The following is a 12453-nucleotide window of genomic DNA, read 5'->3' on the forward strand; positions in this document are numbered from 1 at the left end:
GGACCCGCAGAGGTCCTTGCTATTCCGTGATTGACTCGATGGAGCTTCGCCATGACTGCTGCTCATTATCCGCACCTGCTGGCCCCGCTGGACCTGGGCTTCACGACCTTGCGCAACCGCACCCTGATGGGCTCGATGCACACCGGTCTCGAAGAGCGGCCGGGCGGCTTCGAGCGCATGGCGACCTATTTTGCCGAACGCGCCCGTGGCGGGGTCGGGCTGATGGTCACCGGCGGCATCGCGCCCAACGAAGAGGGCGGGGTGTATGACGGCGCGGCAAAACTCACCAACGCCAAAGAAGCGGAGCGCCATCGTATCGTGACCCAGGCGGTCCACGACGCTGGCGGCAAGATCTGCCTGCAGATCCTCCATGCCGGTCGCTACGCCTACAGCCGCAAGCAGGTCGCGCCTAGCGCCATTCAGGCGCCGATCAACCCGTTTACGCCGCGAGAGCTGGATGAAGAGGGCATCGAAAAGCAGATCGCTGATTTCGTGACCTGCTCGACACTGGCCCGCAGTGCCGGTTATGACGGTGTCGAAATCATGGGCTCGGAAGGCTACTTCATCAATCAGTTCCTGGCCGCGCATACCAACCACCGGACCGACCGTTGGGGCGGCAGCTATGAAAACCGCATGCGCCTGGCGGTCGAGATCGTCAGGCGCGTGCGTGAGGCGGTCGGGGCGCAGTTCATCATCATCTTTCGCCTGTCGATGCTCGATCTTGTGGAAGGCGGCAGCAGTTGGGAAGAAATCGTCGAGCTGGCCAAGGCGGTCGAGCAGGCCGGTGCAACCCTGATCAACACCGGCATCGGCTGGCATGAAGCGCGCATTCCGACCATCGCCACCAAGGTGCCGCGCGCCGCATTCAGTAAGGTCACTGCGAAACTGCGCGGCTCGGTTAGCATCCCGCTGATTACCACCAACCGGATCAATACCCCGGAAGTTGCCGAGCGCATTCTCAGCGAAGGTGATGCGGACATGGTCTCGATGGCTCGTCCGTTTCTGGCCGATCCCGAGTTCGTCAACAAGGCCGCTGCGGGCCATGCCGAACGCATCAACACCTGCATCGGCTGCAACCAGGCCTGCCTCGACCACACCTTCGGCGGCAAGCTGACCAGCTGTCTGGTCAATCCGCGTGCCTGCCACGAGACCGAGCTCAATTACCTGCCCACCCTGCAGATCAGGAAAATTGCCGTAGTGGGTGCCGGGCCTGCCGGTCTGGCCGCGGCGACCGTCGCCGCACAGCGCGGGCATGAGGTGACGCTGTTCGATTCGGCCAGCGAAATCGGCGGCCAGTTCAATATCGCCAAGCGCGTGCCGGGCAAGGAGGAGTTCGCCGAAACGCTGCGTTACTTCCGCAACAAAGTGCAGGAGACGGGTGTTCAGTTACGTCTTGGCAATCGGGTAAAGGCTGCAGACCTGCTGGACGCAGGCTTTGACGAGGTGATTCTGGCGACCGGCATCGCGCCGCGCACACCGGCCATCCCCGGCATCGATAACCCTATGGTGTTGAGCTATCTGGACGTCATATTGCAGCGCAAGCCGGTCGGGCGCCGCGTGGCGGTGATAGGCGCGGGTGGTATCGGTTTCGATGTGTCGGAATTTCTCGTGCATCAGGGCGTGGCCACCAGTCTGGATCGCGAGGCTTTCTGGAAAGAGTGGGGCATCGACACGACGTTGCAGGCTCGCGGTGGTGTCGCCGGGGTCAAACCCGAAGTCCACGCGCCGGCACGTCAGGTGTTTCTGTTGCAGCGCAAGAGCTCCAAGGTGGGCGACGGCCTGGGCAAAACCACCGGCTGGATTCACCGCACGGGGCTCAAGAACAAACAGGTGCAGATGCTCAATGCCGTTCAGTACCTGAAAATCGACGATGCAGGGCTGCATATTCGCATCGGCGAAGACGGCGAGGAAAAGCTGCTGGCGGTGGATAACGTAGTGATCTGTGCCGGGCAGGACCCGCTGCGTGAGCTGTATGACGATCTGCTCAACGCCGGGCAAAGCGTGCACCTGATTGGCGGCGCGGATGTTGCCGCAGAGCTGGACGCCAAGCGGGCCATCGACCAGGGCTCACGGCTGGCCGCAACCCTGTGACAGACAATGCCTGATCAAGGGTTTTGCAACGCAGCCTGCTGACCGGCGAAGACCCTGAAACGGCTTGTCTGTAAACTGCGGCGCATGATGCTCGACGCCCTCGGCTGGCAACCCACTGCTCCCCTGGAACGCTTGAACCTGCCCTGGCTGCAAGACGCCGGGGTCGAGGTTGCGATCCTGCGCCTGGACCTTATCGACGCGCTGATCAGCGGTAACAAATGGTTCAAGCTCAGCGAGCACCTCAGTCTGGCTGTTGATTCGGGTGCCGAGGGGTTGATCAGCCTCGGCGGCGCACATTCCAATCATCTGCATGCCCTGGCCGCTGCAGGCAAACGCTTCGGTTTCCCGACGGTCGGCCTGTTGCGCGGTTATGCCCAGCAGACGCCGACGGTGCTCGATCTGCAGGCTTTCGGCATGCAACTGCACTGGCTGGGTTATGCCGGCTATCGTGAGCGGCATGCTGCGGGCTTCTGGTCGCCGTGGCAGGCCCGCTATCCCGGTCTTTATCCGATTGCCGAAGGCGGTGGCGGGCTTGCCGGTGCATTGGGTTGCGGTCGGTTGCGGGCAATGCTCGACGAGCAGCTCGGGCACCTGGGCTGGGACGATTACCACGGATGGTGGTTGGCGGCAGGCACCGGCACCACGCTGGTCGGCTTGCTGTTGGCAGAGGCGGGCGCCCGGCCGGTGTATGGGGCGATGGCTGTGCCCGAGGATCACGGGGTCGCGCAAAACATCATCGCGGTGCTGAATGAGGCGGCCGGTGCGCAAACCGATGTCGCGCCGCGCCTGCCACCCACTTGTATTCTGCTCGATGCCAGCCGCGGCGGTTTCGCCAGAACCGACGCGGCGCTGCTCGGTTTCATTGCCGACAGCGAGGCACAGAGCGGTGTACCTCTGGAGCCGCTGTACACCGGCAAGGCGTTGCTGGCCCTGCATGATGAAGTGCTGGCCGGTCGTTTCGCGCCCGGCACCCGGCTGGTCTTCGTCCACACCGGCGGCCTTCAGGGGCGGCGTGCGATGGGCCTGTAAGCCACGTGGCAGAGCCTTTGGCATGAATTCTGCGCAGAACGATGCGAGACGTCGGCCCTGACTACGTGGATGACACTTCTGGAGAGGGGCATCCGGGTCGCTGTCTCGATAATCGATCCATTCCAGATCAACACGCCGAGGCCCGCCATGACCACTACTACCGTAGAGCAAGTCGACCCTGCCACGCTGAAAAAAGTCATCGTCGCTGCGGCCATCGGCAACTTCGTCGAGTGGTTCGATTTTGCCGTCTATGGATTTCTGGCGACGACGATCGCGCTGCAGTTTTTCCCCAGCGGCGACAGCAGTGCAGCGTTGTTGAAAACCTTTGCCGTGTTCGCCGTGGCCTTTGCATTCAGACCGCTGGGCGGGATTTTCTTCGGCATGCTGGGTGACCGGATCGGGCGCAAGAAAACCCTGGCCATGACCATCCTGCTGATGGCCGGCGCCACCACACTGATCGGCCTGTTGCCGACCTATGCCGCGATCGGTGTGATGGCACCGGTGCTGCTGACCATCATTCGCTGTGCGCAGGGTTTCTCGGCCGGCGGCGAGTATGCCGGTGCCTGCGCGTACCTCATGGAGCACGCGCCGCGCACGCAACGTGCCTGGTACGGCAGCTTCGTTCCGGTCTCGACGTTCTCCGCATTCGCTGCCGCAGCAGTAGTGGCCTACGCGCTTGAGTCGTTGCTGTCGACCGAGGCCATGGGCAACTGGGGCTGGCGTCTGCCGTTTCTGATTGCTGCGCCGCTGGGGCTGGTCGGGCTGTACCTGCGCTGGAAGCTCGATGAAACCCCGGCGTTTCAGGCGGTTGCTCAAGAACACGCCGTGGCTCACTCGCCGCTCAAGGATACCTTGCGCCATCACGCCGCGGCGATGTGCTGTCTGGGCGCATTCGTGTCACTGACGGCGTTGTCGTTCTACATGTTCACCACCTACTTCGCGACCTACCTGCAAGTGGCCGGTGGACTGAGCAGGGCAACGGCGCTGCTGGTCTCGTTGATCGCGCTGGCCTTCGCCGCCGCCCTCTGCCCACTGGCCGGTGCCTATTCGGATCGGGTAGGGCGCCGGGTCACCATGGCAACGGCCTGCATTCTGTTGATGGTCGTGGTGGTTCCATCATTCCTGATGGCCAGCTCCGGCTCGTTCATCGCCTCGATCATCGGCGTCATGCTGCTCGCCGTGGGCGCAGTGCTGTGTGGCGTGGTAACAGCCGCACTGCTGTCGGAAACCTTTCCCACCCGTACCCGCTACACCGCCTCGGCGATCACCTACAACATGGCCTACACCCTGTTCGGCGGCACCGCGCCGCTGATGGCAACCTGGCTGATCAGCATGACCGGCAGCAACCTGTCGCCCGCGTTCTACCTCATCGCCGTGGCAGCACTGGCAATGGCCGGCGGCATGGCCCTGCCGGAAACCTCGAAAATATCGTTGCATGATGTACCTGTTACAGGCGAGGAACCGGTGGTGGGGTCAATTGCCTGAGGGCAGAGGCCGGAAACGAACATGGCTCGCATCGCAGAGCGCTGTGTGACGCAGAGCGTCACGAACTGCATTCCCACGCGGAGCGTTGGAACGATAGTCAAAACAATCTCATGCCTTACCCGCAGCCACTGGCGCAAAAGCGCTTTTCAACCGCGATGTCACTGACGACGCAGAGTGCGACGTTAGTGACGGCTGAGTCCTGGCGCTGATCCGGGGGTAGCCTGGCAGGACGCCAGGCTAGCCGCACCGCGCCATGGATGGCGCGTTGCGGCGACCCCCGGATCAGTGACAGGGCGAAGGAACCCGACGAAGTCGGGCCGGAAACCGGAGCGAGGGGGTTTGCCTACTTTGGCCCCATCAAAGTAGGTCGCCGAGGGGCGAAAAGGTGACCTGAGCCGAACGTCAATCCACCTGATGTCGCAGAACTGCTGTGTGACGCAGAGCGTCACGAAAGGCATTACCACGCGGAGCGTGGGAACGAGAATCTGAGTCGAACCCCAATCCGCCTGATGTCGCAGAACCGCCGTGTGACGCAGAGCGTCACGAACTGCATTCCCACGCTGGAGCGTGGGAACGAGAATCTGAGTCGAACCCCAATCCGCCTGATGTCGCAGAACCGCCGTGTGACGCAGAGCGTCACGAACTGCATTCCCACGCTGGAGCGTGGGAACGAGAATCTGAATCGAACGCCAATCCAGCTGATGTCGCAGAACCGCTGTGTGACGCAGAGCGTCACGAAAGGCATTACCACGCGGAGCGTGGGAACGAGAATCTGAGCCGAACCTCAATCCAGCTGATGTCGCAGAACCGCCGTGTGACGCAGAGCGTCACGAAAGGCATTTCCGTCAGCAAAAATGCAACAAAACGTGGCACAGTCGCCCCGAAAAATGGCACATTGGCGCGCCCCGGTACGCGTGACACATCTTGTAATCATTCGTACCGGGCGGCCCGCGAACCCTTTTACGGATAAATACCATGGCGACCAGTGCTCCGCCCGCGACGGCGAAGGCCTCGACCACCCCTCAAGCCAGCCCGCTGGTGATGCGCATCATCGGTGCTGTTGCCCTCGCGCACCTGGTCAACGACCTGATTCAAGCCATCCTCCCGTCGATCTACCCGATGCTCAAGGCCAGCTACGACCTGAGCTTCACCCAGATCGGCCTGATTACCCTGACATTTCAGATCACAGCCTCGCTGCTGCAGCCCTGGGTCGGTTATTACACTGACCGCCATCCCAACCCGCTGGTACTGCCCGTCGGATCGATCTGCACGCTGATCGGCATCGTCATGATGTCGATGGTCGGCAGCTTCCCCTTGATCCTGCTGGCCGCCGCGCTGATCGGCATCGGCTCGTCAACGTTCCACCCGGAAGCCTCGCGTATCGCGCGGCTGGCCTCCGGTGGTCGTTACGGGCTCGCGCAATCGACCTTTCAGGTCGGTGGCAACACAGGCACGGCATTCGGACCGTTGCTGGCGGCGGCGATCATCATCCCGTTCGGCCAGGGCAATGTCGCCTGGATCGGGCTATTTGCGTTGTTCTCGCTGGGGCTGCTGTATGCGATCAGCCGCTGGTATCGCGCGCACCTCAACCTGTTCAAGCTCAAGGCCGGTCAGGCAGCCACTCATGGCCTGTCCAGAAAACGCGTGATCGCCTCGTTGGCAGTGCTGGCGTTCCTGGTGTTTTCCAAGTTCTTCTACATGACCAGCCTGACCAGCTATTTCACCTTCTACCTGATCGAGAAATTTGGCCTGTCGGTCGCCAGCTCGCAGTTGCACCTGTTCCTGTTTCTGGGCGCCGTGGCGGCGGGGACCTTTTTCGGCGGGCCGATCGGTGACCGCATTGGCCGCAAGGCGGTGATCTGGTTCTCGATTCTTGGTGCCGCGCCGTTCACCCTGGCGCTGCCCTATGCCGATCTGTTCTGGACCAGCGTACTCAGTGTGATCATTGGCTTCGTCCTGGCCTCGGCGTTTTCCGCCATCGTGGTCTACGCCCAGGAGCTGGTGCCTGGCAACGTGGGCATGATCGCCGGGCTGTTCTTCGGCCTGATGTTCGGCTTCGGCGGCATCGGCGCTGCCTTGCTCGGCTATCTGGCTGACAGCCACGGCATCCTGTTCGTCTACACGCTGTGCTCGTACCTGCCGCTGCTCGGCATCCTCGCGATTCTTCTGCCTCGGACCAAATAATGCTGATAGCAACGCTGATTTTCCTGTTCACCATCACGCTGGTCATCTGGCAACCCAAGGGCCTTGGCGTAGGCTGGAGTGCCGTATTGGGGGCAATTCTGGCGTTGCTGACAGGCGTCGTGCACGTCAGTGACATCGCTGTGGTGTGGGGCATCATCTGGAATGCCACGGCGACGTTCATTTCGCTGATCATCATCACGCTGTTGCTCGATGAGGCCGGTTTCTTCGCCTGGGCAGCGCTGCATGTGGCGCGCTGGGGCAAGGGCAACGGGCGCCGTTTGTTTGCCCTGTTCGTGCTGTTCGGTGCGCTGGTGTCCGCCTTGTTCGCCAACGATGGCGCGGTGCTGATCCTCACCCCGATCGTCATTGCCATGATGCTGGCGTTGCGTTTCTCGCCTGCGTCGACGCTGGCGTTCGTCATGGCGGCCGGTTTCATCGCCGATACGGCCAGCCTGCCGCTGGTGGTCTCGAACCTGGTGAACATCGTGTCGGCGGATTACTTCAAGATCGGTTTCAACCGTTACGCAGCCGTCATGGTGCCGGTGAATCTGGCCAGTGTCGCCGCCACCCTGGCCGTGCTGATGTGGTACTTCCGTCGGGATATTCCCGCCGAGTTCGAGCCCGAGCAGCTGGACAAGCCGGAAACGGTTATCCATGACCGCGCCACGTTTCTGGCCGGTTGGGCGGTGCTGGTGATTCTGCTGGTGGGCTGTTTTGCCCTTGAGCCGCTGGGCATCCCGATCAGTGCGATCTCGTCGGTGTGCGCAGTGTTGCTGCTGGGCATCGCCGCCAAAGGGCATACGATCAAGACGCGCAAGGTGATGAAAGAAGCACCGTGGCACATCGTGGTCTTTTCGCTGGGTATGTACCTGGTGGTCTATGGCCTGCGTAACGCCGGGCTGACCGATTACCTGGCCAATCTGCTGGACTGGTTCGCGGGCTATGGCATCTGGGGCGCGGCGATGGGCACCGGCGTGATGACCGCGTTCCTGTCTTCGATCATGAACAACATGCCCACGGTACTCATCGGGCTGCTGTCCATCGACGCGAGTCATGCCAGCGGCGCCATCCAGGAAGCGATGATCTACGCCAACGTGATCGGCAGTGACCTCGGCCCGAAAATCACCCCCATCGGGAGTCTGGCCACGCTGCTCTGGCTGCATGTGCTGGAGCGCAAGGGCATCACTATCAGCTGGGGCTACTACTTCAAGGTCGGTATCGTGCTGACCGTGCCTGTCCTGCTGGTCACACTGGCTGCGCTGGCATTGCGGTTGAGTTGAGCGGATGACTGGTATCGGCGAGGTTCGGCCACATGTCCGACACCAGAAACAGCCGTTCGGCTTCTTCCCAGTGGCCCTCGGCATTCTCCCTGAGGCGCACCAATAGCTGCGCCGGGGCCAGCGGGTCGAGTTCACTCAGCCATTCGTGCAACTGTTGATCGCTCCATGCCTCGTTATAGAGTGCCGGCGCCAGCCAGGCATGGCGCGGCAGGGGCTGCCAACGTCCCGGTTGGCTTTGCGCCAGGAACGACTTCCAGTCACGTTGATGTAGCCAGCGACCCTTGAGGTGCTGCGGATGAACGCCGGCAGGGGACTGGCATGAGCCTGGCCACGGATACAACAGGTAGCCGCCCAGCCACAACCGCGCAGTGAACGCTTCGACCCCCAGCGCTGCCAGCGTCGCCCGGCTTTCCGGGCGTGCCGACATCGGCAACTGATGCTGGCTCAGATGCGTCAGCTTGCGGTCCAGCCGGTCCTGACAGCCAGGCCCCAGCCAGTGCGCCGGGTCGCTACCATCGCCGTCCTGCGGCCCCAGGTAGAGCTTGATCGCCAGTTCGACGTGGTGCACGCCTTCACCATCGCGCAGCAGCATGTCCAGCTCGCCCAGGGTCTGGCTGCCAAGCCTGATCGGCAGGTTGGCGGCGATTATCTCCACCCCCGGCGCATGCTGCAGGGCGAATTGCCAGAGCCGTTCGTAATAGCGGCCCAGTCTTCGTGTGGTGGCCTGCGCCAGCCAGTCTTCGAGCGGGCGGCTGTCGCGGTCCAGTTGCCAGAGAAAGTCCGCCAGTTGCTGTGGCGCTTTTACCCAGTCGCTGCCCGCCAGTGGGTGGCGCTGCGGCCAGGGCGCGGTTTCAAGCATGGGCGGCGCGAGGATCACCCAGGCGAGGTCGCGCACTTCGGAATGCCGCAATTGGCGGGGGAGATCGATCAGGTCGGGGAATAGAGTCATGTGTCGAGGATAGCGTGAGTCGCCGCCCACAAACAGCGTGTTGGGCAAACAGCATATGCACGCCGGTGTTTTTGCTTTCGACGACAACGTATGACGTACGATGTGCGACAGGATGATCATCGAATATAAAAAGGTTATTGAGAATTATCAGGCGCCTTCTCTTTGTGCACACTGTCATTCATATCCAGTATATTGTTGGCGTCAAACAGTTCAGGCGCCAGTCAAGGATGTTCATTGGCCGGTGTGTCTCAATGGTGGTCACCGTGTGGTGAATGTCATTCAATCAGTCGGTCGACTCGTGGGCTGCTTTATATAGGTGGTCTTCATGCGGTGGATATTCGACTCGGCAAATCGGATGCCTGGAGTTTTCTATGAACGGTGACATGCAGACCCGGATAAAACAACTGCTCTCACCCGCCATTGCACGTGTGCAATGTATTGCCATCGTTTGTTGGCTGGTTGTTCTGTCGGTCACGCCGTATCTGCAATTCGGTCTGCTGGAAGTACTGCTGACCCTTGGCCTGCTGGGCGCGTGCGCCTGGCAATATCGCGCAGTCGACTTCCGGGTCTGGCGATGTATGGGCATGGCCTTCGTGATCATTGTGGCACTGTGCTTTTCAAGGGCGGGCCATTTACGCACCGGAACGGACATCAACTGGTCACTCTCGGTCGCCGTAATGATTATTCTGTGTTCGACATTGTTAGTGGTGTATACCCGGGATTATCTGCTGGTGGCGGTACTCGCCTGGTGTATTCTTTCTCCCGCTCAGGGGATCGATACCGACAGTGTCGCGACGCTGTTCATGACACTGTTCTTTATCACGTCGGTCAGTCTGGGCAGTGTGCTGAATCATACTTACACGCGCACACTTCGTACGGTATTGAGTCTGGAGCATCAGTTTCGCGAATTGTCGATGACCGATGACCTGACCGCTATATTGAATCGCCGTGCACTGATGCAGGCACTGGATAATCATGTGCTGAATAATTCCGCGGGTTATTTTCTGATGCTCGACATTGATGACTTCAAAACCATCAATGATCAATTCGGCCACGACGCCGGTGATCAGGCGCTTCGGGTGATGGCTGGCTGCCTGCAAAAGACCGTGGGCAGTCTCGCCTTCGGACGCATGGGCGGAGAGGAGTTCGGCGTGATCCTGCCAATGTGCAGTGAAGACGACGCTCGGGATTATGTGCTGGACCTGTTGGAGTGCATCAGAAAATCCCTCGCTGTCAGCCCGCTGACCTGCAGTGCCGGGCTGGCCGACATCCCTGCGGCAGCGGACAGCTCGGCAGTGCTCAAGACCGCCGACATCAATTTGTATCAGGCCAAGCGGGGCGGCAAGGACCGGGCATTCTGGCGAGGTGCGCAGATAGGCGGCCAGCAGGCGCACGGGAGTGTGGAATGCGACAAAACCCGCGCCCTGACACGATAGGCGGCCATCGGACTTCATCGCGCCGCCCGTACCCTGTTGCAAGGTCCGCGAAACCCTTTTTTAACCCCGGTTTGCTGCTGTCAGGCCCTTTCGCCCATAATCACGTTTTTAAAGTCGTATCGAACCCGCAGCAGGAGCCTCATGGAGCAATTTCGCAATATCGGCATCATCGGTCGCCTGGGCAGTGTTCAGGTGCTCGAGACCGTTCGCCGACTCAAGAGATTCCTGCTGGACCGCCACCTGCACGTCATTCTCGAAGAAACGATCGCCGAGGTCCTGCCCGGTCATGGCCTGCAGACCTCATCGCGCAAGATGCTCGGCGAGGTCTGCGACATGGTCATTGTGGTCGGCGGCGACGGCAGCCTGCTGGGCGCGGCGCGGGCACTGGCCCGGCATAACGTTCCGGTGCTGGGCATCAACCGTGGCAGCCTGGGCTTTCTGACCGACATCCGCCCCGACGAGCTGGAGGTCAAATGCGCCGAAGTGCTCGACGGGCATTACCTGGTGGAAAACCGCTTTCTGCTCCAGGCCGAAGTGCGTCGCCACGGCGAGGCCATTGGTCAGGGCGATGCGCTCAACGACGTGGTGCTGCACCCCGGCAAGTCCACGCGCATGATCGAGTTCGAGATCTACATCGACGGTCAGTTCGTGTGCAGTCAGAAGGCCGACGGCCTGATCGTCGCCACACCGACCGGTTCGACCGCCTACGCGCTGTCGGCAGGCGGGCCGATCATGCACCCCAAGCTCGACGCCATCGTCATCGTGCCGATGTACCCGCATACCTTGTCGGGGCGGCCCATCGTGGTCGATGGCAACAGCGAGCTGAAAATCGTGGTGTCCAAGGACATGACCATTTACCCGCAAGTGTCGTGTGACGGTCAGAATCACTTCACCTGCGCGCCGGGTGACACCATTACGGTCAGCAAGAAGCCGCAGAAACTGCGTCTGATCCATCCGTTGGATCACAACTATTACGAGGTCTGCCGCACCAAGCTCGGCTGGGGCAGCAAGCTCGGCGGCGGGGGCGATTAATGCTCGATCCGGCGCGTGGCTATGATCTGATCGGTGACGTGCACGGGTGTGCCCATACCCTCGAGCACTTGCTGGAGCTTCTCGGTTACCGTCTGCAGGCTGGCGTGTGGCGCCATCCCGAGCGCATCGTCATTTTCCTCGGCGACATCATCGACCGCGGCCCGCGTATCCGCGAATCGCTGCACATCGTGCGCGACATGGTCCAGGCCGGTCAGGCGTTGTGCATCATGGGCAACCATGAGTTCAACGCGCTGGGCTGGGTGACACCGGCCCTGTCCGAAAGCGGTCATCAGTTCGTGCGCGAGCACACCCCGCGTCATGCGCGGCTGATCGGCGAGACCCTGGCGCAGTTCGAGCAATATCCGGATGAGTGGAGCGAGTTCGTCAACTGGTTCTACGAGTTACCGCTGTACCTCGATGCCGGTCGCTTCAGGGTGGTGCACGCCTGCTGGGATGCGACCCTGATCGATCCGCTGCGTGGCCTGCATGGTACGGGGTGTATCGACAAGCATTTCGTCCAGGCATCGGCAGTGCCCGGCAGCTTCGCCAGCAATGTCTTCAATCGTCTGCTGCGTGGCACCGACATGCGCCTGCCGTACGGCCTGACCCTGACTGGCGGTGATGGCCTGACCCGCGAATTCTTCCGCACCAAGTTCTGGGAGGATGATCCGCAGACTTACGGCGACGTGGTCTTTCAGCCGGACGCCTTGCCCGAAGGGGTTGCCAAGACGCCATTGACCACGTCGGAAAAGAACGCCTTGCTGCGGTATGGCATCAATGAGCCGCTGCTGTTTGTCGGTCATTACTGGCGCAGCGGCATCCCTGCGCCTATCCGGCCGAACCTGGCCTGTCTGGATTACAGCGCCGTGCTCTACGGCAAACTGGTCGCCTATCGGCTTGACCAGGAAACACAGATCGATCCGGACAAATTCGTCTGGGTCGACGTGCAGCGTCCCGAGGTTTGATA

The 12453-nt window shown here is 61.4% G+C and carries 9 protein-coding genes; 8 read left to right on the forward strand and 1 reads right to left on the reverse strand.

Translation table 11 applies throughout. From position 1 onward, the window contains the following. Positions 1–51: 51 nt before the first annotated feature. From KUIN1_RS08720 to KUIN1_RS08750, 5 genes are all read left to right on the forward strand, one after another. Positions 52–2091, forward strand: coding sequence for an NADPH-dependent 2,4-dienoyl-CoA reductase (locus KUIN1_RS08720; protein WP_103713494.1), 2040 nt, complete (start codon positions 52–54; stop codon positions 2089–2091). An 84-nt stretch (positions 2092–2175) separates the two neighbouring features. Further along, the gene (locus tag KUIN1_RS08725) at positions 2176–3120 is read left to right on the forward strand and encodes a 1-aminocyclopropane-1-carboxylate deaminase/D-cysteine desulfhydrase (protein WP_152091940.1); all 945 of its coding nucleotides are present in this window, start codon (positions 2176–2178) and stop codon (positions 3118–3120) included. Positions 3121–3267: 147 nt separating this feature from the next. Then, entirely contained in the window at positions 3268–4605 is a 1338-nt protein-coding gene (locus tag KUIN1_RS08730; RefSeq protein ID WP_011267168.1) for an MFS transporter, read from the forward strand. Between the two features lie 975 nt (positions 4606–5580). Further along, positions 5581–6789 (forward strand): MFS transporter, encoded by a 1209-nt coding sequence (locus KUIN1_RS08745; protein ID WP_003406479.1) that lies wholly within the window; start codon positions 5581–5583, stop codon positions 6787–6789. After that, complete coding sequence (locus tag KUIN1_RS08750; protein ID WP_003406481.1) at positions 6789–8069, forward strand: arsenic transporter; 1281 nt, start codon at positions 6789–6791, stop codon at positions 8067–8069. Before KUIN1_RS08745 ends, KUIN1_RS08750 begins: the two co-directional genes overlap by 1 nt. Here KUIN1_RS08750 and KUIN1_RS08755 read toward each other — a convergent pair. Continuing rightward, positions 8035–9018 (reverse strand): DUF1853 family protein, encoded by a 984-nt coding sequence (locus tag KUIN1_RS08755; protein WP_011267174.1) that lies wholly within the window; start codon positions 9016–9018, stop codon positions 8035–8037. The two genes, KUIN1_RS08750 and KUIN1_RS08755, sit on opposite strands and share 35 nt — an antisense overlap. Before the next feature lie 371 nt (positions 9019–9389). Between KUIN1_RS08755 and KUIN1_RS08760 the strand changes: the two genes are divergently transcribed. From KUIN1_RS08760 to KUIN1_RS08770, 3 genes are all read left to right on the forward strand, one after another. Beyond that, positions 9390–10454, forward strand: a complete 1065-nt coding sequence (locus tag KUIN1_RS08760; RefSeq protein WP_024641250.1) for a GGDEF domain-containing protein — start codon at positions 9390–9392, stop codon at positions 10452–10454. Between the two features lie 141 nt (positions 10455–10595). After that, positions 10596–11486, forward strand: coding sequence for an NAD(+) kinase (locus KUIN1_RS08765; protein WP_003409651.1), 891 nt, complete (start codon positions 10596–10598; stop codon positions 11484–11486). Continuing rightward, positions 11486–12451, forward strand: coding sequence for a metallophosphoesterase (locus tag KUIN1_RS08770; protein WP_024651738.1), 966 nt, complete (start codon positions 11486–11488; stop codon positions 12449–12451). Before KUIN1_RS08765 ends, KUIN1_RS08770 begins: the two co-directional genes overlap by 1 nt. Positions 12452–12453: the final 2 nt, after the last annotated feature.

Origin of the sequence: Pseudomonas sp. KUIN-1, from assembly GCF_009176725.1 — a bacterium.
Classification (GTDB): Bacteria; Pseudomonadota; Gammaproteobacteria; order Pseudomonadales; family Pseudomonadaceae; genus Aquipseudomonas; species Aquipseudomonas fragariae.

What these genes read in the sequence shown, in the direction of transcription:
- KUIN1_RS08730 (WP_011267168.1), top strand. Translation starts at nt 3,268, where the DNA reads ATGACCACTACTACCGTAGAGCAAGTCGACCCTGCCACGCTGAAAAAA.
- KUIN1_RS08770 (WP_024651738.1), top strand. Translation starts at nt 11,486, where the DNA reads ATGCTCGATCCGGCGCGTGGCTATGATCTGATCGGTGACGTGCACGGG.
- KUIN1_RS08725 (WP_152091940.1), top strand. Translation starts at nt 2,176, where the DNA reads ATGATGCTCGACGCCCTCGGCTGGCAACCCACTGCTCCCCTGGAACGC.
- KUIN1_RS08760 (WP_024641250.1), top strand. Translation starts at nt 9,390, where the DNA reads ATGAACGGTGACATGCAGACCCGGATAAAACAACTGCTCTCACCCGCC.
- KUIN1_RS08720 (WP_103713494.1), top strand. Translation starts at nt 52, where the DNA reads ATGACTGCTGCTCATTATCCGCACCTGCTGGCCCCGCTGGACCTGGGC.
- KUIN1_RS08765 (WP_003409651.1), top strand. Translation starts at nt 10,596, where the DNA reads ATGGAGCAATTTCGCAATATCGGCATCATCGGTCGCCTGGGCAGTGTT.
- KUIN1_RS08755 (WP_011267174.1), bottom strand. Translation starts at nt 9,018, where the DNA reads ATGACTCTATTCCCCGACCTGATCGATCTCCCCCGCCAATTGCGGCAT.
- KUIN1_RS08750 (WP_003406481.1), top strand. Translation starts at nt 6,789, where the DNA reads ATGCTGATAGCAACGCTGATTTTCCTGTTCACCATCACGCTGGTCATC.
- KUIN1_RS08745 (WP_003406479.1), top strand. Translation starts at nt 5,581, where the DNA reads ATGGCGACCAGTGCTCCGCCCGCGACGGCGAAGGCCTCGACCACCCCT.